Origin of the sequence: Nocardiopsis sp. MT53 (genome assembly GCF_019598965.1) — a bacterium.
In the GTDB taxonomy this organism is placed as follows: domain Bacteria; phylum Actinomycetota; class Actinomycetes; order Streptosporangiales; family Streptosporangiaceae; genus Nocardiopsis; species Nocardiopsis changdeensis.
This window is the reverse complement of record NZ_CP080599.1, coordinates 6839508-6865399: the sequence shown is the minus strand read 5'-3', so window position 1 is coordinate 6865399 and position 25892 is coordinate 6839508. Positions and strand designations below refer to the sequence as shown.

At 73.3% G+C, this 25892-nt stretch carries 21 protein-coding genes; 18 read left to right on the top strand and 3 right to left on the bottom strand.

All coding sequences use genetic code 11. The annotated features are described in order from the left end of the window. Positions 1-18 precede the first annotated feature (18 nt). Positions 19-627 carry an isopentenyl-diphosphate Delta-isomerase gene (gene idi / locus K1J57_RS30645; protein WP_220562157.1) on the top strand — a complete coding sequence of 203 codons (609 nt, stop codon included), beginning with the start codon at positions 19-21 and terminating at the stop codon, positions 625-627. 106 nt (positions 628-733) lie between these two features. Here the strand turns inward: idi and K1J57_RS30640 are convergent, their stop codons facing one another. After that, a complete protein-coding gene (locus tag K1J57_RS30640) occupies positions 734-3007 on the bottom strand; it encodes an ATP-binding domain-containing protein (protein WP_255646725.1) in 2274 nt (757 codons plus the stop codon). 347 nt (positions 3008-3354) lie between these two features. Here K1J57_RS30640 and K1J57_RS30635 point away from each other — a divergent pair, with 347 nt between their 5' ends. From K1J57_RS30635 to K1J57_RS30610, 6 genes are all read left to right on the top strand, one after another. After that, positions 3355-5565 (top strand): anthranilate synthase component I, encoded by a 2211-nt coding sequence (locus K1J57_RS30635; RefSeq protein ID WP_220562156.1) that lies wholly within the window; start codon positions 3355-3357, stop codon positions 5563-5565. A gap of 225 nt (positions 5566-5790) precedes the next feature. Further along, the gene (locus tag K1J57_RS30630) at positions 5791-5931 is read left to right on the top strand and encodes a GPGG-motif small membrane protein (RefSeq protein ID WP_220562155.1); all 141 of its coding nucleotides are present in this window, start codon (positions 5791-5793) and stop codon (positions 5929-5931) included. Between the two features lie 238 nt (positions 5932-6169). Then, entirely contained in the window at positions 6170-6967 is a 798-nt protein-coding gene (gene thyX, locus K1J57_RS30625; RefSeq protein ID WP_220562154.1) for an FAD-dependent thymidylate synthase, read from the top strand. Positions 6968-7146: 179 nt separating this feature from the next. Beyond that, entirely contained in the window at positions 7147-8328 is a 1182-nt protein-coding gene (locus tag K1J57_RS30620; RefSeq protein WP_220562153.1) for an amidohydrolase, read from the top strand. 218 nt (positions 8329-8546) lie between these two features. Then, positions 8547-9422 carry a DUF2382 domain-containing protein gene (locus K1J57_RS30615; protein WP_220562152.1) on the top strand — a complete coding sequence of 292 codons (876 nt, stop codon included), beginning with the start codon at positions 8547-8549 and terminating at the stop codon, positions 9420-9422. A gap of 120 nt (positions 9423-9542) precedes the next feature. Next, entirely contained in the window at positions 9543-10052 is a 510-nt protein-coding gene (locus tag K1J57_RS30610) for a DUF6309 family protein (protein WP_220562151.1), read from the top strand. Between the two features lie 4 nt (positions 10053-10056). Here K1J57_RS30610 and aroQ read toward each other — a convergent pair whose 3' ends face one another. After that, positions 10057-10620: a gamma subclass chorismate mutase AroQ gene (aroQ, locus tag K1J57_RS30605; RefSeq protein WP_255646724.1), complete on the bottom strand. Its 564-nt coding sequence runs from the start codon at positions 10618-10620 to the stop codon at positions 10057-10059. 189 nt (positions 10621-10809) lie between these two features. Between aroQ and K1J57_RS30600 the strand changes: the two genes are divergently transcribed. Next, positions 10810-12186: an FAD-dependent oxidoreductase gene (locus K1J57_RS30600; RefSeq protein WP_220562150.1), complete on the top strand. Its 1377-nt coding sequence runs from the start codon at positions 10810-10812 to the stop codon at positions 12184-12186. 34 nt (positions 12187-12220) lie between these two features. Here K1J57_RS30600 and K1J57_RS30595 read toward each other — a convergent pair whose 3' ends face one another. Next, positions 12221-12517: an MTH1187 family thiamine-binding protein gene (locus K1J57_RS30595; RefSeq protein ID WP_220562149.1), complete on the bottom strand. Its 297-nt coding sequence runs from the start codon at positions 12515-12517 to the stop codon at positions 12221-12223. Positions 12518-12878: 361 nt separating this feature from the next. Here K1J57_RS30595 and K1J57_RS30590 point away from each other — a divergent pair, with 361 nt between their 5' ends. The 10 genes from K1J57_RS30590 (at position 12879) to K1J57_RS30545 (ending at position 25483) form a co-directional block, all read left to right on the top strand. After that, positions 12879-13631, top strand: a complete 753-nt coding sequence (locus tag K1J57_RS30590) for a CDP-alcohol phosphatidyltransferase family protein (protein WP_220565899.1) — start codon at positions 12879-12881, stop codon at positions 13629-13631. A gap of 207 nt (positions 13632-13838) precedes the next feature. Further along, positions 13839-16340, top strand: coding sequence for a mannose-1-phosphate guanyltransferase (locus K1J57_RS30585; protein ID WP_220565898.1), 2502 nt, complete (start codon positions 13839-13841; stop codon positions 16338-16340). A gap of 611 nt (positions 16341-16951) precedes the next feature. Next, positions 16952-17494: an FHA domain-containing protein gene (locus tag K1J57_RS30580; RefSeq protein ID WP_220562148.1), complete on the top strand. Its 543-nt coding sequence runs from the start codon at positions 16952-16954 to the stop codon at positions 17492-17494. A gap of 184 nt (positions 17495-17678) precedes the next feature. After that, positions 17679-18152 (top strand): bifunctional nuclease family protein, encoded by a 474-nt coding sequence (locus K1J57_RS30575; RefSeq protein ID WP_220562147.1) that lies wholly within the window; start codon positions 17679-17681, stop codon positions 18150-18152. A 418-nt stretch (positions 18153-18570) separates the two neighbouring features. Then, positions 18571-19062, top strand: coding sequence for a MerR family transcriptional regulator (locus tag K1J57_RS30570; RefSeq protein ID WP_220565897.1), 492 nt, complete (start codon positions 18571-18573; stop codon positions 19060-19062). 88 nt (positions 19063-19150) lie between these two features. After that, on the top strand, positions 19151-20191 hold the full coding sequence (locus K1J57_RS30565) for a LacI family DNA-binding transcriptional regulator (RefSeq protein ID WP_220562146.1): 1041 nt from the start codon (positions 19151-19153) through the stop codon (positions 20189-20191). A gap of 300 nt (positions 20192-20491) precedes the next feature. Next, complete coding sequence (locus K1J57_RS30560) at positions 20492-21844, top strand: extracellular solute-binding protein (RefSeq protein WP_220562145.1); 1353 nt, start codon at positions 20492-20494, stop codon at positions 21842-21844. A gap of 62 nt (positions 21845-21906) precedes the next feature. Then, complete coding sequence (locus K1J57_RS30555; protein ID WP_220562144.1) at positions 21907-22854, top strand: carbohydrate ABC transporter permease; 948 nt, start codon at positions 21907-21909, stop codon at positions 22852-22854. Between the two features lie 21 nt (positions 22855-22875). Next, positions 22876-23799 (top strand): carbohydrate ABC transporter permease, encoded by a 924-nt coding sequence (locus K1J57_RS30550; protein WP_220562143.1) that lies wholly within the window; start codon positions 22876-22878, stop codon positions 23797-23799. A 40-nt stretch (positions 23800-23839) separates the two neighbouring features. Continuing rightward, positions 23840-25483 (top strand): glycoside hydrolase family 13 protein, encoded by a 1644-nt coding sequence (locus tag K1J57_RS30545; RefSeq protein WP_220562142.1) that lies wholly within the window; start codon positions 23840-23842, stop codon positions 25481-25483. Positions 25484-25892: the final 409 nt, after the last annotated feature.

Genomic DNA, 25892 nt, shown 5'->3' with positions numbered 1-25892 from the left:
CCGAACCCGAGGACGGCGATGTCCCACTCCCTGAGCACGAGTACGAGCACCGCGGCGCCCGAGCGCCCCGCCCCGGCACCCGGGCAGGAACCGATCCTGCTGGAGCTGGTGGACGAGAACGGGGTCACCACCGGCATCGCGGAGAAGCTGTCGGCCCACCGCGCGCCGGGCGTCCTGCACCGGGCGTTCTCCGTCTTCCTCGTGGACGGGGAGGGCCGCCTGCTGCTGCAGCGGCGCGCCCGCGGCAAGTACCACTCGCCGGGGGTGCTCACCAACACCTGCTGCGGCCACCCCTACCCGCAGGAACGGCCGCTGATCGCGGCGCTGCGCCGGGTGGGCGAGGAGCTGGGGGTGGCGCCCGCCCTGCTGCGCGAGGCGGGGACGGTGGCCTACCGCCACCCCGACCCGGCGTCGGGCCTGGTGGAGCACGAGTTCAACCACCTCTTCGTGGGGCGCCTGGACCTGCCGGCCGACCCCGACCCCGACGAGGTCGAGGAGGTCCTCGCGGTGGGCCCCGCGGAGCTGGAGCGCCTGCGCGCCGCGGAGCCGTTCTCGGCGTGGTTCACCACGGTCTGGGACGCGGCCCGACCGCAGGTCCGCGAGCTGGCGCCCGGGGCGGGCTGGTAGACCCGTCCGGCGGCTCCGCGCCGCCACGGTGCCACCGCGTCACGCTGCCGTGCCGCCACGGCGCCGCGGTGCCATCGCACCGTGGCACCGCGGCACCGCGGCCGCGTCAGGAGGCGAGCCGGGAGAGCACGGGCGGCAGCGGGCCGGTGTGCGCGACGGCGAGGCGGCGGGTGGCGCGGGTCAGGGCGACGTACAGGTCGTTGGCACCGCGCGGTGCCGCCAGCAGGGCGTCGGGGTCCACGACCACCACGGCGTCGAACTCCAGCCCCTTGGACTCGGTGGCGGTCAGCGCCACCACGTCGTGCTCCAGGTCCCGGGCCCCGGCGGCCCCGGGCAGGGCGGCCCGCACCGCCCCGATACGCGCGTCGGCCGTGATCACCGCGACCTTGCCCTCGCCGATCTCCGCGCGCTCGGCCGCCACCAGGCCGGCCAGGCCCGCGAGGCCGGCGGGCAGCGGTACGGCGCGCGGCGGGGCGCCGTCCTCGCGCACCGACTCCAGGGGCTCCTCGTCCGGCGCGGCGGCGCGCAGCACGTCGGCGGCCACGGCCATGATCGGCGCGGGCGTGCGGTAGTTCACCCGCAGCCGCTCCACGTGCACCTTGCCCGGGGCGTACGGCTCCAGGACACCGGTCCAGGAGGCGGCGCCCGCGGCGCTGCCGGTCTGGGCGAGGTCGCCCACGACGGTGAGGGAGCGGGTGGGCACCCGGCGCATCACCGTGCGCCAGGCCATCGGCGACAGCTCCTGGGCCTCGTCGACGATGACGTGCCCGTAGGTCCACTCGCGGTCGCCGCCGGCGCGTTCGGCCGTGGTGAGGCCGGGGCCGCGGTCGCGGTGCCGCTCGGCCAGGTCGGCGGCGCTCATCATCCCGTCCTCGAACAGGCCGGTGAACTCCAGCACGCCCTGGGCGTAGCGCTCCTCCTCGGCGCGCTCGGCGGCGGCGCGGCGCTCCCGGGCCCGGCGGCCGGAGTCGTCGCGGCCCAGCAGCTCGGCGGCCTCGTCGAGCAGCGGCACGTCCTCGACGGTCCAGTCCGCGGCGCCCCCGTCCGCGGGCCGGTGCAGCAGGGCGGCCTCGGCGGGGGAGTACCCGGCCTGCCCGCCCACCCGGGCCAGCGCCTCGGCGTCGGCGAACAGCTCCCGCAGCAGCCGCCGCGGGGACAGGAGCGGCCACAGCGCGTCCAGGGCGTCGCGCACCGGGTCCTCGGCCCACAGACGCTCGCCGACGTAGCGCACGTCCTCCTCCGGCAGCGCGCGCCCCAGCAGCGCGGCCTCGGCGCGGGCGAGCTCGGCCAGCAGCGCGTTGACGGCGTACTTGCGGGCGACGTTGTGCCCCAGGCGCAGGCCGCGCGCGGTGCGCACGATGCGCTCGCAGGCCTCCCCGGGCACGGTCAGCACCCCGGCGTCGGCCTCCACCAGGAGGTCGTCGGAGCCGAACGCCTCGCGCGGGGTGCGCTGGCGGTCCCGGACCGCGGCGCGGACCAGGGCGGTGACGCGGGTGTCGCCCTTGAGGGCGGCGACCCGGTAGGGGTCGTGCCGGGTCGCGGAGACCCCGGGGAAAAGGTCGCCGACCGTGCGCAGGACCGCGTCGGTCTCGCCCAGGGAGGGCAGGACGTCGCCGATGTAGCGCAGGAACGCCGGGTTGGGCCCCACCACCAGGACGCCGCGCCGCTCCAGGACGTCGCGGTGGGTGTAGAGCAGGTAGGCGGCGCGGTGCAGGGCGGCGACGGTCTTGCCGGTCCCGGGACCGCCCTGGACCACGAGCACGCCGTCGAGCCGGGCCCGGATCACCCGGTCCTGCTCGGTCTGGATGGTGGCGACGATGTCGCCCATGCGCCCGGTGCGGCCGCCGCCCAGCGCGGCCAGCAGGGCGGCCTCGCCGACGAGCTGGCGGCGGTCGGCGTCGCCGAGCCCGTCGAGGTCGAACACCTCGTCGTCCAGCCCGGTCACCCGGCGGCGGCGCACCCGCAGGTGGCGGCGGCGGGTCACCCCGTTCGGGTCGCCGGGGGTGGCGGCGTAGAAGGGGCGGGCGGCCGGGGCCCGCCAGTCCACGAGGATGGTCTCGTAGTCGGCGTCGCGCAGGCCGATCCGCCCGATGTAGCGGGCCTCGGGGCCGTCGTCGTGCACGAGGTCGATCCGGCCGAAGCACAGGCCCTCCTCGACCGCTCCCAGGCGGGCGCGCTCCCGGGCGTGCTCGAAGGTGCGGGTCTCGCGCTCCACCAGGGCGGCGAACCCGCTGCGGTCCTGCAGCTGGGCGTCGGAGAGCCGCAGCTCGGTGCGGGCGCGCAGTTCGTCCAGCCGCTCGTACATCGCGGTGACCCGGGCCTGCTCGGCGGCCAGGGCCTCCCGTTCGGGCGACCGGGCTTCGGGAGCGGATTGACTCACTGGTCTCCTCGTGGTAAGATCAGCGTTGATATCAAGACTGATGTCAGGTATTCATCGGGCAGAGCCCCTCACCATAGCACGCCGACCCCGGGCGTGCCACCCGCGCTCCGCCGCCCGCGACGCGTTCCGGCGGATTTCCCCGAAGGCCTCCCCAGCGGTCCGCGCGCCCGCTACACTCTGCCCCATGCGAAACACCTCCGTTCAGGCCCAGTGGTGGCGCCGCTCCTAGGCGGCGCCCACGTTTCGCGTATCTCTCGCAGCGACCGCCCCGGACCGGCGGTCGTTCTCCTTTCGCGGCCCCGGCCGGTGCAGCCCACCCCGACCGACCAGCGCCCGAAGGACCGGCCGTGACACCCAGCGACGCACAGACCACCACGTACCGCACCCGGGGCGGCGTGACCGTCCACCGCCAGGCCACCCCCTGCGACCCCGAGGTCCTCACCGACCTCGTCCGCGACGTCGAGACCCGCCGCGGCGGCGTGCTGTCCTCCGGCATGGAGTACCCGGGCCGGTACGACCGCTGGCACCTGGGGTACGTGGACCCCTGTCTGGAGCTGACCGCCCGCGGGCGCCGGGTCACCGCCACCGCCCTCAACGACCGCGGCCGCGTGCTGCTCCCCGTCGTCGCCGGCGCGCTGGAGCCCACCGGCGTCGACTTCGAGAGCGGTCCCGCGCACGCCGCGGTCACCGTCCCCGAGCCCGACCCGGGCGTGTTCTTCACCGAGGAGGAGCGCAGCCGCCGCCCCAGCGTCTTCACCGCGTTGCGCGCCGTCATCGACGCCCTCAGCGCTCCGGAGGACCCCAACCTGGGGCTGTACGGAGCCTTCGGCTACGACCTGGCCTTCCAGTTCGAGCCCATCGAGCGGCACATCGACCGCGACCCCGCCGACCGCGACCTCGTCCTGCACCTGCCCGACGCGATCGTCGTGCGCGACCGCAAGCGCGAGACGTGCGTCCGCTACACCTACGACTTCGCCGTCCCGGCCGCCGGCGGCCGGGACGCGGCCGACACCCGGGGCCTGCCCCGCGAGACCGAGCCGACCCCGCCGGTGGTCGCCGCCGAGGTGCCCGACGGGCCCGAGCCCGGCTCCTACGCCGCCGTGGTGGCCCGCGCCAAGGAGAAGTTCCGCCGCGGCGACCTCTTCGAGGTCGTCCCCGGGCACCGCACCTACGCCCGCTGCTCCTCGCCCGCCCGCTTCTACGAGCAGCTGCGCGAGCGCAACCCCGCACCGTACGAGTTCTTCTTCAACCTGGGCGAGGGCGAGTACCTGGTCGGCGCCTCCCCGGAGATGTTCGTGCGGGTCAGCGGCGAGCCGGGCCGGGGGCAGCGGGTGGAGACCTGCCCCATCTCCGGCACCATCCGCCGCGGCGAGGACGCCCTGGGCGACGCCGAGAACATCCAGGAGCTGCTCTCCTCCGTCAAGGAGAAGTCCGAGCTCACCATGTGCACCGACGTCGACCGCAACGACAAGTCGCGGGTGTGCGAGCCGGGCAGCGTCCGGGTCATCGGACGCCGCCAGATCGAGATGTACTCGCGGCTCATCCACACCGTCGACCACATCGAGGGGACGCTGCGCCGGGAGTTCGACGCGCTGGACGCGTTCCTCACCCACATGTGGGCGGTCACGGTGACCGGGGCGCCCAAGACCTGGGCGATGCGGTTCATCGAGCAGAACGAGACCAGCCCGCGCCGCTGGTACGGCGGCGCCGTCGGGGTGATCAACTTCGACGGGTCGATGAACACCGGGCTGACCCTGCGCACCGCGCACATCCGTGACGGGGTCGCGGCCGTGCGGGTGGGGGCCACCCTGCTCTACGACTCCGACCCCGAGGCTGAGGAGCGCGAGACCTTCCTCAAGGCGCGCGCCCTGCTGGAGACCCTGGCGCTGAGCGAGGAGGCCCCGGACGCCGCCGGGGAGTCCGCGGGGCGGGAGGCGGACGCGTCGGCCGAGCGCCCGGGCGAGGGCCTGAAGGTGCTGCTGGTCGACCACGAGGACTCGTTCGTCAACACCCTGGCCGACTACGTGCGCCGCCACGGGGCCGAGGTCACCACGGTCCGCTACGGGTTCGAGCCGGAGCTGCTGGACCGGCTGGCGCCGGACCTGGTGGTGCTCTCGCCCGGGCCGGGGCTGCCCGAGGACTTCGGGATGGCGGCCCTGCTCGACGCGCTGGAGGCCCGCCGCCTGCCGGTGTTCGGGGTGTGCCTGGGCCTCCAGGGCATGGTGGAGCACGCGGGCGGGGAGCTGCGCACCCTGGACGCGCCGGTGCACGGCAAGCCGGGACGGGTCCGCGCGCTGGGCGGGGACCTGGTGGCCGGGCTGGGCGAGGACGGGGTGTTCCAGGCGGCCCGGTACCACTCCACCTACGCACTGCCCGACCAGGTCAAGAACTACCGGGTCACCGCGGTCATCGACGCCGAGGGGGAGGAGCCGGTGGTGATGGCGATCGAGGACCGGGAGAGCCGCCGCTACGCGGTGCAGTTCCACCCGGAGTCGATCCTCACCGCCTCGGTCGGCGAGGAGATCGTGGCCCGGGCGCTGCGCCTGGCCCGCCGCTGACCCGCCGGTGCGCGGCCGGGGCCCCTGCGCGGGTCCCGGCCGCACGCCGGCCCGCGCGGGCGGGCTGCGGGGGCCCGGAACCGGGGTCCGCGGGCGGATCGCGACCGTGGCGCGGCCCACACGGAGCACCGCCCACCAGGCCGGATCCGGTGCGGCACGGGGCCCGCGCGTTCTCCTCGCGGGGACGGCGAGTTTGATCGATTCGTTATCGGTTAGTGGTTGTGCATGGGTATTTTGCTGACAATCCTCGGAATCATCCTTCTCGTCGCCGGCGTCCTCGGGGTGCTGCGGGGCCAGCTCCTGTGGGGCATCATCGCCATCGTGCTCGGCCTCATCCTGACCCCCGGCTACTTCTTCGGCCTCTAGTGCCCGGCGTCCCGTACTCCCGGCGGGGCCGGGAGGTCGCCCCCTCGCGGCCCGCGGACGGTCCGCGGACGGCCCCGGCCCGCCGGGCGTGCGGCCAGCGCCGCCGCGCCCCCGGACGTGTACCCTCGTGGAAGGCTGATCAGCCCCGACCCCGTCACACGCCCCCGTGTTCCCGAACCCCAGGCCACGGCGCTCACGCGTGCCCGCGGGCCGGGGCCATGACACGGGAGGCAGTGCAGTGAAGAGGGTCGAACCACAGGTCCGACTGATCTCGCGTCCGCAACTGGACTACGACGCGATCGCCGACTACCTCAAGGAGGTCGGCGGGGAGTCCTGGCTGGAGCGCTTCGACCGGGGGGACCTGGACGACCACCTCAACGACCCGCAGAACCTCGCCGAGTTCGCCGGGCGGCTGTGCTACCGCTCCTGGGAGCCGGGCCTGAACCCCAACGTCACGCGGGTGCGCACCGACCAGGACGCCTACCTGGGCAACATCCTGGCCAGCCTGCACGGTTCGGTGCTGGAGCACGTGAACTTCGGGTTCGTGCTGCACAACGTGTCGCGCGTCCTGACCCACGAGCTCATCCGGCACCGGCCGGGCGTGGCGATCTCCCAGGAGTCGCTGCGGTTCGTGCGCCTCACGGACCTGCCGTTCTGGTTCCCCGACTGGGCCCAGGACGACCCGGAGCTGATGGAGCGCGCCGAGGCGATGCTGGCGCAGATGGAGGAGTTCCAGCTCTGGATGGCGGACCACTTCGGCCTCGACGACGAGGGTGTGAAGTTCGCGGAGAAGAAGCACAAGACCTCCTTCATGCGCCGGTTCGCCCCCGAGGGCGTGGCCACCGGGCTGGTGTGGACCGCCAACGTGCGCACCCTGCGCCACACCCTGGAGGCCCGCACGGCGCCCGGCGCCGAAGAGGAGATCCGCCTGCTCTTCCACCGGATCGGGGAGACCCTCCAGAAGGAGGCCCCGGCGCTGTTCGGCGACTACACCGTGGAGGACGGCGCCTGGGTGCCGCAGTGGCGCAAGGTCTGACCTCCCGCCGAGAACCACCGCGAAGGCGCGGGGCCGTGCGACGGCCCCGCGCCTTCGCCGTTCTCGCGGGGGGATAGTGGTATACCGTTAACCGTCGGGCTGAGCCGACGGCCGATCTCTCGCGCGGCAACGGCGCCCGCCACCCGGGCCCGCCGCGCCGGACCCGGGAAGGATCCCACGTGACCGCACACCCCAGCACCACGATCTTCCGCGACCTGCGCCCCCTGGGCGGCGACCCCGTCGACCTCGTCGTGGTCGACGGCCGGGTGGCGGCCGGCCCCGCCGACGGGGCGGAGGTGGTCGACTGCGGCGGCCGCGTCGCCCTGCCCACGCTGGTCGACGCGCACATCCACCCGGACAAGACCACCTGGGGCGAGCCCTGGTACTCGCGCCGGCCGGCGCGCGGCATCGCCGAACTCGGGGAGCAGGACGCCGAGGTGTTCGCCACCCTGCCCACCCCCGTCGGGGCGCGCGCCGAGCGCCTGATGGGCCACGCCGTCACCCGGGGCACCCGGGCGATGCGCGCCCACGCCGACATCGCCCCCGCCTACGGGCTGGCCGGGGTCGAGGGCGTCCGGGAGGCCGCGCGGAACCTGGCCCACGCGCTGGACGTCCAGGTCGTCGCGTTCCCCCAGCACGGGGTGCGGCGGGCGCCCGGCACCGCCGAACTGATGGAGGAGGCGCTGCGCACCGGGGCCGCCGACCTCATCGGCGGCATCGACCCCACCGAGTTCGACGAGGACCCCACCGGGCAGCTCGACCTGGTCTTCGGCCTGGCCGACCGGTACGGCGTCGGCGTGGACATCCACCTGCACGAGGGCGGGGAGACCGGGGCGCGCACCCTGTACGCCATCGCCGAACGCACCCGGGCGCTGGGCCTGGGCGGGAAGGTGACGGTCGGCCACGCCTTCGCCGTGCCCCAGGCCGGGGACGGGTTCGACGCGCTGGCCGCCGCCCTGGGCGAGGCGGGGGTCGCCCTGACCACGGTCGCCTCCGACCCCTACCGGGTGCTGCCGGTGGAGCGGCTGCGCGGGCACGGCGTGCTCGTGGGCCTGGGCTCCGACGGGGTCCGCGACGCCTGGAGCCCGTTCGGTGACGCCGACATGCTGCACCGCGCCCACCAGCTGGCCAAGGTCTCCCGGGCCCGTACCGACGAGCAGCTCGACGCGGCCCTGGACACCGCGGCGCACGGCGGAGCGGCCGTGGTGGGCCTGCCCGCGGCGGACTTCACCCCCGGCGCGCCCGCGGACTTCGTCCTGGTGGAGGGCGAGTGCACGCCCCAGGTCGTGGTGGACCTGCCGCCGCGGAACCTGGTGGTGCGCGCGGGCCGCGTGGTGGCCAGGGACGGCGTCCTCGTCTGACCCGGGCGGTGCCCCGCCGGAGCCGCCGGGTCCTCCCCGGAGCCGGGCGCGTGCATGCTCTCCGCCAACGCCGGGTCGGCGGCCCGTCAACCCGTCCCAAGCCCTGACCATCTCTTCCCTGATCTGGGAAAAATGCCGTTTCCCCCGCTCACAGGGGGTAGGGCGGCGGGGTGTGGGGTGGGTCGACGGGCCCGCCCGCCGACCGAAGGGGGAGGACCATGGCAGGCCACCGTGCGGAGAGGTTCGTGGGGCACCACGTGTTGGACGACGAGGGCAACGACATCGGGAAGATCGCCCGGGTGTACCTGGACGACCGCACCGGTGACGCGACCTGGGCCTCCGTCCACACCGGGCTGTTCGGCATGCGGGAGACGCTGGTCCCCCTCCAGGGGGCGCAGCCGGTCCAGGAGGACATCCAGGTCCCCTACGACAAGTCCACCGTCAAGGGCGCTCCGAACATCGACGCCAAGGAGCACATCTCGCCGGAGGAGGAGCAGACGGTCCGCCGGTACTACGAGGAGCACGCGCCCTCGTCCTCGGGCCGGGCCGCGGAGGGCCGGACCACCGAGGGGTGGGCCGCCGAGGGCCGAACCGCCGACACGGCGGGGCGGACCGACACGGCCCCCGAGGGGTGGGCCGAGCCGACCGGGGCCCCGCCCCGCGCGGCCGGGCCCGGCCCCGTCGGCACCGGTGAGCGCGAGGCGTCCGCCGGAGCCGACGAGGAGGTCGTCATCCGCTCCGAGGAGGAGGTCGACATCGGTGTGGAGCGGCGCGAGTCCGGTCAGGCCAGGATGCGCCGCCACGTCGACACCGAGCGGTTCGACGAGGCCGTCCCGGTCTCCCACGAGGAGCTGGAGGTCGAGCGCCGCCCGATCACCGACCCCGCCGACGTCACGGACGCGCACTCCATGGAGGAGGGGGAGGAGACCTTCACCCTCTACGAGGAGCGCCCGGTCGTCTCCAAGCGGCAGGTGCCGGTGGAGGAGATCCACGTGCGCAAGCGCGAGGTGACCCACGAGGAGCACGTCGAGGGCGAGCGTCGCGCCGAGCGGATCGAGTTCGAGGACGAGGACGGCAACCCCGACGGGCGCTGACGCGGTCGGCCGGGGCGCGGACGCCCCGGCGGACCGCGGTGGTGGCTCCGGCACCCCTCCCGGGGGGCCGGGGCCACCTCTAGAGTGGGACGACGCCCCGACGAGAACGAGGACCGTCCCATGCGCACCTTCGAAGCCCTCACCACCGACGACGTGGTGCGGCGGTTCCTGGCCGCCCACCCCGGGACCGACGCCGTCTCGCGGTCGGGCAACGAGTACGTGGAGGGCGTCCTGCGGCTGGCGGGGGAGCAGCGCGGCGGCCGGTGGTACCGGGCCGTCCTGACCGGCGACGACATCGCCGGGATCCTGCTGCCCTGGCACGCCGGCGAGTACGGGGAGCGCGAGCCGGTGCCCCCCGCCGGGGCCACCGTCGCCGAGGCGGCGGCCACCCTGCGGGAGTGGCGCGAGGACTACCACCGCACCAACCCGGACTGCTGGGGCCGGCTGTCCTGGATGGCCGAGGCCCCGCACGGCCCGCTGTTCCTGAGCGACGGCGCGGTCGACCACCCCTACTACGAGCGGATGGAGCGCCGGGAGGGGCTCACCCACCTGGACGGCCTGCACCGCATGCTGGCCTGGACCCTGTGGGAGCGGCTGCCGGACGAGGTGGAGGCCTACGTGGCCGGGTAGCCGGTCAGGCGCAGACGGACGAGAGGGACACGGCCAGGGCGGTACGGCCCGGGCGGTCCATGCCGCGCTCGTCGGCGACGCGGCGGGCGGTGCGGGCCAGTTCGGCCTCGCAGCCGGGGGCCGCCAGACCGGCGCCGGCGTCGGTGAGCGCGCCCACCAGGGCCGGGGTGATCCGGTCCAGGTCGGCCCGGGCGTCGGCCAGGTCCGGCGGCCGCAGCGGACTCCGGTCGGGGTGGGCGTACCAGTCGGCGTGCCTGCCCCGCTGGATCACCTTGTTGGCCTCGATCTGGTCGCGCATGACCGCCAGCGCGACCTCCGGGTCGCCGCCCAGGGCGCGGGCCGACCGCTCGGCCTCGGCCAGCACCGTCGCCTCCCGCTCGGGGGCCTCGACCGGGTCGCCGCTGTGCCACTTGGCGGCCGCCACCAGCTCGGCGGTGGCCAGCCGGTCGGCCGACAGCTCCACCACCGGGGCCAGGAGGGCGGTCACCGGGGGCGCGGCCGTGGCCGAGGCGGCGGTGGCACAGCCCAGGACGAGTGCCGAAGTGACGGTGGCGGCGATGAGACGCACGGTGAACCCCTCGGAAGACGGGAGGTGGACATCCGGAGTGTAACCACATGACCGCGGATTGTTAGGGAAAGCGGCCGATCCGGTTCCGCTTCCCCGGCTCGCGGTCGCCGTGCCCGCCGGGGTGTCATCCCGGCGATCGCCACGAAGGGCACATACAGTCGCACTGTCGGTCACCGGGAGGGGAGTGCCATGCAGGAGGACGTCGGCGCGGAGATCACCGAGGAACCCGTCGAGGGCGACACCGCCCCCGAACCGCGGGGCCGCGAGGCGGCGCCCGGGCGCGGACACACCCTCGTCATCGGGGCGGGCATGGCCGGTCTGTCGGCCGCCGACCGCCTGGCGGAGGCCGGCGAGCGCGTCACCGTCCTGGAGGGCCGGGCCCGCACCGGCGGGCGCATCCACACGTTCCGCGAATGGGACGGCGCCACCCTGGACGCCGGGGCCTCCTGGATGCGCGGCGAGGAGAACAACCCCCTGGCCGACCTGGTCCGCTCCCTGGGGCTGCGCACCGCCGTGTTCAACCGCTCCACGGAGACCGCCTACGACCCCAAGGGCCGCCGGCTGCTCTTCGACCGGCACCGCCGCAACATGGAGGACGTCAACCTCCTGCACGAGCACATGTACTGGGCCAACATCGGCGCGGGCTCCCAGGAGTCCATGGAGCAGGGCATCGACCAGGCCCTCTACGACGCGAACCTGGTGCGCGCCCGCGCCCGCGACGCCAAGGAGATCGTGCACCGCATGGTCGAGGGCGACCACGGCGCCGACGCCGAGGAGGTCTCCTTCGAGGCGGTGGGCGCCCTGCACGAGTTCAGCGGCGACGACGTGGTGTTCCCCGACGGCATGGGCCAGATCACCGACCACCTGGCGCGCGGCCTGGACGTGCGCCTGGAGCACGTGGTCCTGGAGGTGTCCCACGGCGAGGACGGGGTGTCGGTGCGGGTGGACACCCCCGACGGGGAGGAGACCCTCACCGCCGACCGGGTCGTGGTCACCCTGCCCCTGGGCGTGCTCAAGGCCGGCCAGGTGGACTTCCGCCCGGAGCTGCCCGAGGACAAGAGGCTGGCGATCGAGCGGCTGGGCAACGGCCGCCTGGAGAAGCTGTTCCTGCGCTTCGACGAGGTGTTCTGGGGCGACGCCGAGGTGCTCGTGCACCTGGGCACCGAGCACGGCGCCTGGTTCCACTGGTACGCGGGCCAGCGGGTGCTGGGGGTGCCGGTGCTGGTGTCCCGCAACGGCGGCGCCCCGGCGCGGTTCCTGGCGAAGATGTCCGAGGGGGAGGTGGTGGAGCACGCGATGGCGTCGCTGCGCACCATGTTCCGCAAGGCGCCCGACCCGGTGGACCACCACCTCAGCGCCTGGACGGACGATCCCTTCGCGAGGGGCGCGTTCTCCTACACCGCCGTCGGCTCCGGCGACGGGGACCGGGTGGCGCTGCGCGCCTCGGTGGACGACCGGCTGTTCTTCGCCGGCGAGGCCACCGAGATCGAGCACATCGCCACGGTGCACGGCGCGCTGCTGTCGGGACTGCGCGCCGCGGACATGGTCCTGGAGGCCCAGGGCTGAGGCGCGGGCCCGCCGGGGCGGGCCCGCGGCCGGGTCACAGGTCGCGCAGCTCCTGTTCGACCGCCTCGACCTTGCCCTCCAGCGCCCCGGCGACGCCGGGCCGGATGTCGGCCTTGAGCACCAGGGACACCCGGCCGGCGCCCTCGCCCGCGGCCTCGGTGGCGGCCTTGACCACGGCCATCACCTCGTCCCACTCCCCTTCGACCGTGGTGAACATGGCGTCGGTGCGGTTCGGCAGGCCGCTGTCGCGCACGACCTTGACGGCCCTGGCCACCGCCGGGGCGACGGATTCGCCGGTGCCCATGGGGCTGACGGAGAAGGCGACGAGCATGGGGTCCTCCCGGTTTCGCTGTGGTTCTGCTCCGGCCAGCCTCGCAGACGGCCCCGCGCCCCGGCCACACCCGGCGTGCGGGCGCGTCGCCCGGCCGGCGGGCGCGCCGGCGTCCGCCGGGGCGGCCACGTGGGGGAACGCTTCCGGGGCCCGGTTCGTTCGTCCTGGAGGATCACACGGAGCGAAAACGACATATCGGTCAATCGACCTGCAATGCCGCAGGGTACGATGGGCGGGCGATCGCCTGCCGGGCCACAGGGGGAGTGGGGCACCACGGTGGCGGAGAACGACACCTCGGACCGTTATCGTTGGCGTCATGGGGCGATCCGCGGAAGATGGCAGACTCGAGGCGGGGGGCGATGTGGCCAGCCCGGCGGTCAGTGACCGTATCTGGACGGTTCCCAACCTGCTGAGCATGCTGCGGCTGCTGGGCGTCCCGCTCTTCCTGTGGCTCGTCCTGGTGCCGCAGGCCGACTGGTGGGCGCTGGGCGTGCTCGCCTTCGCCGGGCTCAGCGACTGGCTCGACGGCAAGATCGCCCGGGCCTGGAACCAGACCTCCCGGCTGGGCACGGTCCTGGACCCGCTGGCCGACCGCCTCTACATCTTCGCCGCCCTGCTGGGACTGGTCGTGCGCGACATCGTCCCGTGGTGGCTGATGGCCATCCTCGTCCTGCGCGACGTCCTCATCCTCGGCGCCCTGCCGCTGCTGCGGTATTTCGGCTACGGCCCCCTGCCGGTCAACTTCGCCGGCAAGGCCGCCACCCTGTGCCTTCTCTACGCCTTCCCCCTGCTGTTCATCGCGGGTTACGCCAGCGTCGTCGGAGATGTGGCGCAGATTATGGGTTGGGCCTTCGCGCTGTGGGGAACGGCTCTTTATTGGTGGGCCGGACTGCTGTACGCCGTTCAGGGACTGCGCCTGATCGCCCAGACCCGCCGTGACGAACGCGTCGATCTCACCGACGGTCACCGTGCCGCCGAGGACGGCGACCCCGGTCGCGGCCTCGACCCGGGTCGTTCCGATCCGGCCACGCAGGCGACCGCCGACGGCGACCCCGGCGCGGACGTCGACGGCCTCGGCCTGCCAGGCCGGGAACAGGGGCGGACGGGCACCTGATCCACCGACGGACCGGCTCACCGAGAGTCCTGTCGGAACGAAAGGGAGTGTCGTCTCCACCATGAGAACATGTCCCACCGCGCGGTCGTCCGCGCGCTCCGAACACCTTTTCCCCGCGGTGCCTCCCGCGGTCCCCGCACCCTCCACCGTGCGGAGGTGCCGGCGATGACCGCCCGCGAGGAGGGCGCCGCGGCGTCCTCGCCGAACATGAAGGCCGTGGTCATGGCCGGGGGCGAGGGCACCCGCCTGCGCCCCATGACCGCCAACCAGCCCAAACCCCTGCTTCCGGTGGTCAACAAACCCATCATGGAGCACGTGCTGCGGTTGCTGCGCAAGCACGGTTTCACCGAGACGGTGGTCACCGTCCAGTTCCTGGCCACCCTGATCCGCAACTACTTCGGCGACGGCGAAGAACTCGGCATGAAGCTGCACTACGTCGCCGAGGAGGTCCCGCTCGGCACCGCCGGCAGCGTCAAGAACGCCGAGGACCACCTGCGCGGCGAGCCCTTCATCGTCATCTCCGGCGACGCGCTCACCGACATCGACCTGACCGACATGGTGCGCTTCCACCGGGAGAAGGGCGCCAAGGTCACCATCGCCCTCAAGCGGGTCCCCAACCCGCTGGAGTTCGGCATCATCATCGTCGACGAGCAGGGCCGCATCCAGCGCTTCCTGGAGAAGCCCACCTGGGGCCAGGTCTTCTCCGACACCGTCAACACCGGCATCTACATCATGGAGCCGGAGGTCCTGGACCGGGTCGCCGCGGGCGAGGTGGTCGACTGGTCCGGCGACGTCTTCCCCGAGCTCCTGGAGGAGGGCGAGCCCCTCTACGGCTACATCGCCGACGGCTACTGGGAGGACGTGGGCACCCACGAGAGCTACCTCAGCGCCCAGGCCGACGTGCTGTCGGGCAAGGTCGCGGTGGAGATCGACGGGTTCGAGGTCTCCCCGGGCGTGTGGGTCGGCGAGGGCGCCCAGGTCTCCGCCGAGGCCGTGCTCAAGGGCCCGCTCTACATCGGCGACTACGCCAAGGTGGAGGCCGGCGCCGAGCTGCGCGAGTTCACCGTCGTGGGCAGCAACGCCGTGGTGCGCGCCGAGGCCTTCGCGCACCGCACCGTGCTGCACGACAACGTCTTCATCGGCCGCGGGGCCAACCTGCGCGGCGCGGTCATCGGCAAGAACACCGACGTCATGGCGGCGGCCCGGATCGAGGAGGGCGCGGTCGTCGGCGAGGACTGCGTCATCGAGTCCGAGGCCTACCTCCACAACGACGTCAAGGTCTACCCGTTCAAGACCATCGAGGCCGGCGCGGTCGTCAGCACCAACGTCATCTGGGAGTCGCGCGGGCAGCGGTCGCTGTTCGGGCCGCGCGGCGTCTCGGGCCTGATCAACGTGGAGATCACCCCGGAGCTGGCGGTGCGGCTGGCCAACGCCTACGCCACCACCCTCAAGAAGGGCGCGATCGTCACCACCTCGCGCGACGTCTCGCGCGCGGCCCGGACGCTCAAGCGGGCGGTCATCAGCGCACTGACGGCCGCGGCCATCGAGGTGCGCGACCTGGAGGTCGTGCCGCTGCCGGTGGCCCGCTTCCACACGTCCCAGAGCGGGGTCAGCGGCGGCATCACCGTGCGCACCACCCCGGGGGACCCGGAGTCGGTGGACATCCTGTTCCTGGACTCCGACGGCGCCGACCTGTCGCCGGCGGCCCAGCGCAAGCTCGACCGGGTGTTCTCCCGGGCCGAGTACCGCAGGGCCTTCCCCGGGGAGATCGGCGAGCTGACGTTCCCCTCGCGCAACGTGGAGAACTACGCCCACGACCTGCTGCGCGCGGTGGACACCTCCGGGGTCGCCGAGGCGGGCCTGAAGGTCGTGGTCGACTGCGCGGGCGGCAGCGGCTCGCTCATCCTGCCCTCGCTGCTGGGCCGGATCGGCGTGGACGTGCTCACCGTCAACAACCGGCTGGACGAGGACTCTCCCACCGACACCGCGGCCAAGCGCAACCGCGACCTGGAGCGCCTGGGCGAGCTGGTCTCCGGCTCGGGGGCCGACTTCGGGGTGCGGTTCGACCCGGTGGCGGAGCGGCTCTCCATCGTGGACGAGAAGGGCGAGCTGGTGGACGGCGAGCGCGCCCTGCTCGCGGTCCTGGACCTGGTGTGCGCCGAGCGCAAGGGCGGCAGCGTGGCGCTGCCGGTGACCATCACCCGCGTGGCCGAGCAGGTGGCCCGGGCCCACGGCGTCGAGGTGCTCTGGACGGCCACGGCCATCAACGAGCTCACCAAGGCGGTACAGGAGGGGGACGACGTCATCCTGGCCGGGGACGGCCGGGGCGGCTTCGTCATCCCCGAGTTCAGCCCGACCAGTGACGGCATCGCGGCCTTCGTGCGGCTGCTGGGCCTGGTGGCGCGGACCCGCAGCACGCTGAGCCGGATCGAGGGGGCCATCCCGCACGCGCACCTGCTGCGCCGCTCGGTGCCCACCCCCTGGGCCGTCAAGGGCAGCGTCATGCGGGCGGTCGTGGAGGCGGCGGGCGACCGCGAGCTCGACACGACCGACGGCGTGCGCGTCCTGGAGCCCGACGGCAGCTGGGCGCTGGTCCTGCCGGACACCGCCGAGGCCGTGACCCATCTTTGGGCCGAAGGTCCCGACCCGGACACCGCCCACCGGCTGCTGGCCGAGTGGGCGAACGTCGTCGAACGCGCCGAGGGCTGACCTCGGATTCCGGCCGGGGTGCGGGCCGTGTGGCCCGCACCCCCTTCGGTGTACGGTGGAAACAACGGCCCCGGTGCCGGTGGCCGAGCCGTGCCCGCTGGCTAAACTGGGCATAACGACAGGTCGTGGCGGTACGGCGGCGGCGAGGCGAATCCGTGGGGCGCGGGAGCGAACCAAAACCCCCGGAGCGGCATCGGTAACCAGAGAGGTGTCTCTTCTCGTCGGGACCGTCCCCGGCGGAGTCGGTGCTCCGGGCACCGGATCCGCCGTTCGCCCCACCGCTCCCGAGGCGGGGTGTCCACGGCAGGCCGACGAGGAGCGAAGCCCTTCCCGGACAGGGATATGGTTTAAAGTCGAGTGTTCCCTGGAGCGCCGCGTCGCCTACCGCACGGGCCTTCCCGCAACGGCGGACCCGGTAGAGGTGATGAGGAGTACAACATGGGGGATGAGACCTAGCGACCGACCGTGCGAGGTGCGCCGCTGCCGCGACAGCGGATCGTCTCGCCGCGTTCCGGACGCCGTGCGGGCCCCTCGCCCGCACGACGACCGGAACGTGCCACCGATCAGCCGAATCAAGCACCGCCCCGTGCGGTAGGAGGCCGAGCCGACCTATGTCGAGCGTTTACTGCACGCAGTGCGGTCACGCCGTTGCGGATGATGCCCGTTTCTGCTCCCACTGTGGGACCCCCGTCCGCAGGGACGGACAGCCCGGTCCCCGGCCCGGGGGGAGCGGGGAGTCCGCCGGAGACGTCACGTCCACCATCTCCATCTCCGGCATACAGGCCCTGGAGGAGGAGGACTCCGGTGACGAGTCGGGCAACGTCGACCCCACCAACGTCGACGCCCTGCCGCCCGGTACGGCTCTCCTGGTGGTGAAGCGCGGTCCCAACGCCGGCAGTCGCTTCCTCCTGGAGAACGACGTCACGACCGCCGGGCGCCACCCCAACAGCGACATCTTCCTCGACGACGTCACCGTCTCGCGGAGGCACGTCGAGTTCTTCCGCCGCGGCAACGGTTTCGGCGTCCGCGACGTGGGCAGCCTCAACGGCACCTACGTCAACCGGGAGCCGGTGGACGAGGCCGAGCTGGGCGGCGGCGACGAGATCCAGATCGGCAAGTTCCGGATGGTGCTGCTGACCAAGCCGCGCCGCTGAGGAACGGTATCGGGCGTGCACGCGCACCGTTGACGGCGGCGGCCGGGGCCGAGTAGGTTTGCGGCCCCCCGCCGCCGGAGAGCTTTGTATCGAAGGGTGCCGATTTCGCCCTCGGGTCCTGATCCAACGGGGGATACAGGGACGAGCGCCCATCCGGCATGACGACTCGTGGGACGGAGCCGCTGTGAAGCACATGGAGTTCGTCGGCGTCCGGGTTGAGATGCCCTCGAACCAGCCGATAATCCTGCTCAAGGAATCCGACGGGGACCGCTACCTCACGATCTGGATCGGCGGGGTGGAGGCGACCGCGATCGCGCTCGCGCAGCAGGGTGTGGTCCCGGCCCGGCCGCTCACCCACGACCTGTTCCGGGACGTGCTGGACGCGCTGGACACCCAGCTCACCACGGTCAACATCACCGGGCTGAACGACGGCATCTTCTACGCCGAGCTCGTGTTCAGCAACGGTGCCGAGGTCAGCGCCCGGCCCTCGGACTCGATCGCGCTGGCGCTGCGGACCGGTACGCCGATCTACGCGCACGAGGACGTGATCGACGAGGCCGGGATGCCCATCCCGGACGAGCAGGAGGACCAGGTCGAGGCGTTCAGGGAATTCCTCGACAACATCACGCCCGAGGATTTCGGGCGCCGTACGGAGTGAAACCGCGCCGGGCGCTCGGGGACGCCCCGGAACACGGCCGCGACCTGCGGTGATGTTCCGGGGTGCCGGTGTTAGATTGGGGACGGGGAAGTGAACGTCGAGGTCGGGGCCGAAAAACGGGGTGCGCGCACACGGCGTGACCACCGCGGCTCCGCGGCACCCGGGGGCGCGCACTTGGCGACGCGCCGAGGGGTGTCGTTGACGCTGCCCTCCGGCCGCCTTACGGTCGGTGCAGTGGAACCCGCGGCGCACCCGTTCCCTCTGTGGACATCCCCTGTCGAGACCGCCGCGGGACGAGAAGCCGGAGGTCGGCGTGGCGGTAGCGAGCGGCAAGCGGGAACCCCATGACAGGCGGTCCGCGCTGCGGCTAGCGGGGCAGCAGGGCCTACCGTGCGAAGAGGACGTGGTGGCGCCGCCTATGGACGTCGGGTACCGGGGTCCCGCGGCCTGTACGGCCGCCGGGATCACCTACCGTCAGCTCGACTACTGGGCCAGAACCGGCCTGGTGGAGCCGAGCGTGCACACCGGTGCCCACAACGCCCCCCTGTACAGCCTCCCCGACGTCCTGCTGCTCAAGGTGGCCAAGCGACTGCTGGACACCGGGATATCCCTCCAACAGATCCGCACCGCCGTGGACCACCTGCGCGGCCGCCCCGCCCCCGAGCTGGCCCGCATCACCCTCATGAGCGACGGCGTCAGCGTCTACGAGTGCACCTCCCCCGAGGAGGTCGTCGACCTCATGCAGCGCGGCCAGGGCATGTTCGGGCTGGCGCTGGCCAACGTCTGGCGGGAGCTGGAGGAGGCGCTGGGCGTGGTCCCGGCCGAGGAGCGCGGCGAACTGCCCCCCGCCCCGCCCGCGGCCCCGGTGGACGAGCTGGCCCGCCGGCGCAAGGAGCGCCGCACCGGCTGACCCGGGCTCCGCGCCGAGCACCGCAAGCCGATGACGATTCCTGCAAGCGGATGCAAGCCGCTTGCGTTCCATGCCGTACCTTAGGGGCATGAAACGTCGACTCGCGGAGGTCGCCGAGAAGGTCGGGGTCAGCGAGGCCACGGTCAGCCGGGTCCTCAACGGCAAGCCCGGAGTGTCCCCCGGTACGCGCGAAGCCGTCCTGACCGCCCTTGACGTCCTCGGCTACGAGCGCCCCACCCAGCTGCGCGGCGAGCGCGCACGCCTGGTGGGCCTGGTGCTGCCCGAACTCCAGAACCCCATCTTCCCCGCCCTGGCCGAGGTCATGGCCACCGAACTGGCCCGGCGCGGCTTCGCCCCGGTGCTGTGCACGCGCACGGCCGGCGGGGTCACCGAGGCCGACTACGTCTCGCTGCTGCTGTCCCAGCAGGTCTCGGGCATCATCTTCGCCGGCGGGCTGTACGCCCAGGGCGACGCAGCCCACGACCACTACGCCGACCTGCACGAGCGCAACCTGCCCACGGTGCTCGTCAACGCGGCCGTCGACTCCCTGGACTTCCCCCGGGTGGCCTGCGACGACGCGGTCGCCGTCGAGCAGGTGGTCGCCCACCTGCGGGCGCTGGGCCACGAGCGCATCGGCCTGGTGGCGGGCCCGCCCGACCACGTCCCCTCCCAGCGCAAGCGGGCGGCGCTGCGCTCCTGCTTCGGCGACGGCCCGCCGCCCCCGGTGGAGCACGCCCTGTACTCGATGGAGAACGGCCGGGCCGCCGCCGAGCGGCTGCTGGAGCGCGGGGTCACCGGGATCCTGTGCGCCAGCGACGTGATGGCGCTGGGGGCGGTGCGCGCGGTCCGGCGGCGCGGGCTGTCGGTGCCCGGGGACGTGTCGATCGTCGGGTACGACGACTCCCCGCTGATGGCCTGCACCGATCCGCCGCTGACCACGGTGCGCCAGCCGATCGAGGCGATGGGCCGGTCGGCGGTGGAGGTGCTGGCCCGGTGGATCGACGGCGGCCGGGTCTCCCGCGAGGAGCTGATGTTCGAGCCGGAGCTGGTGGTGCGGGCCTCGGCGGGCCCGGCCCCGGCCCTCCCGGACGGCGGCCCCCGGGGCGAGAGGGCGGCCGTCCGGGGCTGAGACACGGGATCCCCGGAGGGGGCGTGCGCGGTCGCGCACGCCCCCTCTGTCGTGTCCGGGACCCCCGTGTGCCCGATGTCCCCGTCCGGGCGGTTCCGCGGGGCTTCGTTACGCCTTCGTTAGGCGGGTTCGCTCGACTCCCCTGTGTGATTCAGCTCGCATTATGCCTGTATTTCCAGGCTGTGTAGCTGATTTGCAAGCTCATGTTCGTTTCTTGCAGAAGTGTGTCCGGCTGTTTTATCGTTCCGGCACCACCACATGGCTTCCCCGGGGGAGGAGCCGGAAAGGAACGAGCAGGTTATGGGCACACACCGTGTCGCAGTTCCCCGGCGCACCGCACTCGCGGCCGCCGCCGTCGCCCTGGCGGTGGGCGTCACCGCCTGCGGCTCCGACGCCCCGGCCGCCGACGGCACCGTCACGATCGTCGTCAACGGCCAGCCGGAGCGGACCAAGCCGGTCGAGCGGGCGATCTTCGACGACGACGTGGAGGAGTTCCACTCCCTCCACGAGGACATCCGCATCGACCCCCGCGAGGGGTTCATGGACCCCGCGACGTTCCAGACCAAGCTCGCCGGAGGGCAGCTGGAGGACGTCTTCTACGTCTACTTCACCGACCCCGCCGCGCTCATCGAGCGCGGCCAGGTCTCCGACATCACCGAGCAGGCCGAGGCCCTGGGCATCACCGACCGGATCCAGCCCGGGCTGCTCGACGTGTTCCGCGACGAGGAGGGCCGCCTGTACGGGCTGCCCACCGCCAACTACTCGATGGGCCTGGTCTACAACCGGACCCTGTTCGAGGAGGCCGGACTGGACCCCGACTCCCCGCCCACCACCTGGGAGGAGGTCCGCGAGGCCGCCGACGCCATCAGCGACCTGGGCGGGGACCATGTCGGCTTCGCCGAGCTGAGCACCAACAACCAGGGCGGCTGGCACTTCAACGCCTGGATGAACTCCCTGGGCGCCGAGACCGTCGACCGCGGCACCATGACCGCGAACGTCGACGGCGCCCAGGGTCGGGAGATCCTGGAGACCCTCCACGCTATGCGCTGGGAGGACGGCTCCATGGGCGACCGGCAGATGCTGGAGTTCGAGGACCTCCAGCGCATGATGGGCGCGGGGACCCTGGGGATGTACATCGGCGCGCCCGACAACCTCAAGCCCATCGTCGACAACTTCGAGGGCGACTACGACGACTACGGCCTGGCCCCCATGCCCGAGCAGCAGGGCACGCTGATCGGCGGCGAGGGCTACATGTTCAGGGCCGGGCTCACCCCCGAGCAGATCGAGGCGGGCCTGACCTGGCTCCAGTGGAAGTTCCTGGAGCCCGACCGGTTCCAGGAGATGATCGACGACGCCCTCGAACTGGGCTCCCCGGTCGGCCTGCCGATGGCGCCCACGCCCGACATCTGGGTCGGCGGCACCCGCGAGGAGCAGCTGGCCCTGAAGGAGGCCAACGCCAACGTCCCGCTGGACAACTACCAGACCTTCGTGGACGCCCAGCCCGACATCCCCGGCTTCGTCGAGCCCCCGCAGGCCCAGCAGGTCTACGCGATCCTCGACACGGCCATGCAGGCGGTGCTGACCCGCGAGGACGCCGACATCGACGAGCTGCTCGCCACCGCGAGCGACGAGATCGACGCCGTCCTGGAGTGACGCCCCCGCCCCCGGCGGCGGCCCGCACCCCGGGCCGCCGCCCCGTCCCCACGGAGCCCGCCATGCCCGAAACCGGCACCGCGACCGTTCCCGCGCCGCCGGCACCGCCGACCCCGGCCCGCGCCCCCCGCCGGCCGGCCGGGGCACTGCGCCGCCGCGTCGCCGAGAACGCCGTCGCCTACGCCTTCCTGTCCGCCGCGATCCTCTGCTTCGCCGTCTTCTCCTGGTATCCGGTCACCCGGGGCGTCGCGCTGGCCTTCCAACAGGTCAACTTCGTCACCGACCCGGTGTGGGTGGGACTGGAGAACTTCCGGACCCTCGCCGAGGACCCGCTGTTCGCCACCGCCTGGGCCAACACCGCGCGGTTCACCCTGCTGGCCCTGGTCTTCGGCTTCGCGCTGCCGTTCGTGCTGGCGCTCGTCCTCAACGAGCTCAGGCACGCCCGCGGGTACCTGCGGCTGGTCGTCTACCTGCCGGTGATGCTGCCGCCGATCGTGTCGGCGCTGCTGTGGAAGTGGTTCTACGACCCCGGCCCCGGCCTGCTCAACGGGGCGCTGCGCGCGGTGGGCCTGCCCGGGCTGGAGTGGACCAACTCCGCCGACACCGCGATGATCTCGCTCGTCATCGTCTCCACCTGGGCCAACCTGGGCACCGCGACCCTCATCTACCTGGCCGGCCTCCAGGCCGTCCCCGGCGAGCTGTACGAGGCGGCCGAACTCGACGGGGCCGGGCTGCTCCAGCGGGTGTGGTCGGTGACCATCCCGCACATGCGGTTCGTGATCCTCGTGCTCCTGCTGCTCCAGGTCGTGGCGACCATGCAGGTGTTCGTCGAGCCCTACATCCTCACCGGCGGCGGACCCGAGGGGGCCACCACCACGGTCCTGCTGCTCATCTACCGCTACGCCTTCACCTTCGGCGACTTCGGCGCGGCCGCGGCCCTGAGCCTCATGCTCTTCGCGGTCCTGGCCGTGTTCTCCGCCCTGTACCTGTGGGCCACCCGCGCCCGCTGACCCGCCCCCCGAAGGAGAGCCATGATCCCGACCCGTCCCCGGCGGGCCCGCGGCGGCCCGCCCGCGCGCACCGGGGAGCGCACCCTCGTCTCCCCGCTCACCCTCAACAGCCCCCGGGGCAGGATCGGCTACCGGGTGGTCCTGCTCCTGGTGATCGTCCTGTTCACCGTGGTGTTCCTGGGGCCGATGCTGCTGGCGGTGAGCGGCTCCCTCAAACCCCCCGCCGAACTGGTCCGCACCCCGCCCACCCTGCTGCCGCAGGAGTGGCGGCCCGAAACCTACCTCCTCGCCTGGGAGACCCTGGACCTGGGCCGGTACCTGTGGAACACGTTCGTGGTGGTGGGCGGCGCCTGGCTGTTCCAGCTGGGGGTGGCCGTGCCGGCCGCCTACTCGCTGTCGCGGCTGCGCCCCGTGCTGGGCAACGCCGTCCTGGGGATGATGCTGGCGACCCTCATGCTCCCGGCCGCCGCGCTGCTCGTCCCCACCTACCTCACCGTCGCGGACGTGCCGCTGATCGGGGTCAACCTGCTCAACACGCCCTGGGCGGTGTGGCTGCCGATGGCCGCCAACGCGTTCAACGTGTTCGTGCTCAAGCAGTTCTTCGACCGCGTCCCCGCCGAACTGGTGGAGGCCGCCCGGCTGGACGGGGCCGGGCCCGCCCAGATCATGCTGCGGATCGTGCTGCCGCTGTCGCGGCCGATCCTGGCGGTGGTGTCGATCCTGGCGATCGTCGCCGCCTGGAAGGACTTCGTCTGGCCGCTGGTGGTGCTCCAGGACCCGCTGGTGCAGACCATCACCGTCCACCTGGCGCGGATCTCCACCGAGATGCCGCTCAACCTCCTCATCGCCGGGATGGTCGTCTCCAGCCTGCCGGTGCTCGCCCTGTTCCTGGTGTTCCAGCGCCAGGTGATCGCCGGGCTCTCCGCCGGCGCGCTCAAGGGATGACCGTCCCTCCCGACCCCTCCGACGACAAGGACACCGCAACGTGACCGGACACCACGACCCGGACTGGTGGCGCGGCGCCGCCATCTACCAGATCTACCCGCGCAGCTTCGCCGACGGCGACGGCGACGGCGTCGGCGACCTCGCCGGGGTGCTGCGGGAGATCGACCACCTGGCGGAGCTGGGGGTCGACGCGCTGTGGATGAGCCCGTGGTACCCGTCGCCGCTCGCCGACGGCGGGTACGACGTGGCCGACTACACCGACATCGCGCCCGTGTACGGCGACCTGGACCTGGCCGACCGGCTCATCGCCGCCGCCCACGAGCGCGGCATCCGGGTGATCATCGACATCGTGCCCAACCACTGCTCCAGCGAGCACGTGTGGTTCCGGGAGGCGCTGGCGGCCGGGCCGGGCTCGGCCGAGCGCTCGCTGTTCTGGTTCCGGCCCGGCCGGGGCGAGAGCGGGGAACTGCCGCCCAACAACTGGCGGTCCCGGTTCGGCGGCCCCGCCTGGTCCCGGGTCACCGAGGCCGACGGGAGCCCGGGGGAGTGGTACCTGCACCTGTACTCGGCGCAGCAGCCCGACCTGAACTGGGAGAACCCGCGGGTGCGCGAGGAGTTCGACGCGATCCTGCGGTTCTGGTTCGACCGGGGGGTGGACGGGTTCCGCGTCGACGTGGCCGACGGGATGGTCAAGGACCCGGGGCTGCCCGACGTCCCGGAGGGGGACGAGAGCGCGTTCTCCGACCGCGACGGGGTGCACGAGGTGTTCCGGCGGTGGCGGCGGATCGCCGAGTCCTACGGGCCCGACCGGGTGTTCGTGGGGGAGATGTGGCTGCCCGACCCGGAGCGGTTCGCCCGGTACCTGCGGGCCGACGAGCTGCACAGCGCGTTCAACTTCGACTTCCTCAGCTGCCCCTGGGAGCCCAAGGCGCTGCGGGCGGTCATCGACCGGACCCTGGCCGCGCACGCCCCGGTGGGGGCGCCCGCCACGTGGGTGCTGTCCAACCACGATGTGACCCGGCACGTCACGCGGTACGGGAGGGCGGGGGACACCGGGTTCTCGTTCGCGGACCGCCGCCACGGCGAGCCCGTGGACCTGGAGCTGGGCACCCGGCGGGCGCGGGCGGCGGCGCTGCTCGCGATGGCGCTGCCCGGCGGGGTGTACGTCTACCAGGGCGAGGAGTTGGGCCTGGAGGAAGTGGACGTCCCGGAGGAGCTGATCGACGACCCGGTGTTCGTCCGCTCGGGCGGCGCGGACCGGGGGCGGGACGGCTGCCGGGTGCCGCTGCCGTGGTCGGGGGAGGGGCCGCCGTTCGGGTTCGGGCCGCCGGGCGCGGCCGATCCGTGGCTGCCGCAGCCCGCGGGCTGGGCGGCGCGCACCGCCGCGGCCCAGGCCGCCGACCCCGACGGCATGCTGCGCCTGTACCGCCGGGCGCTGGCGGTGCGCCGGGCCGAACCCGCCCTGGGCGCCCCGCCCGCCGACGGCCCGGGGATGCGCTGGCTGGAGGCGCCCGAGGAGGTGCTGGCGTTCGCCCGCGGCGACGTGGCCTGTGTCGTCAACCTGGGCGGGGACCCCGCGGACCTGCCCGCGCACCGGGGGGTGCTGGTGGCCAGCGGGCCCCTGGAGGGCGATCGGTTGCCGTCCGACACGGCGGTGTGGCTGCGGATCGTCCGAGAGGGATGAAAGAGTGAGAGTCGAGGGCTTCGTGCGGAGGACGGCCGTGCGAAGCCCTCCTCGAACCCTGTCCGAGAGGGATGGGAGAAGGAGCCCGTGCGGAGGGACGGCCGCACGGGCTCCCCCCTTTTCCACCCCGGGTCTGGGTGTGATGCGGGACACGGTGTGTTCTCGGGGCGGGGGCGGTGCGACTGTCCGAGAGAGGAGTGCGGGGCCGCGCGAAGGCCCCGCCGGGGACCGTCCGAGAGAGGACGGTGGAGGGTCCGTGCGGAGGGACGGCCGCACGGGCCCTCGTTGCGCCCGGGCGCGCGAGGCGCGCGGAACGCGCGGGGGGACTCGGCCTGTGGCGATGTGATCGAGTACGGTCGTAACCACAACAGGGATGAAAACCGACATTCGCCCTGTCCGTACAAGTGAA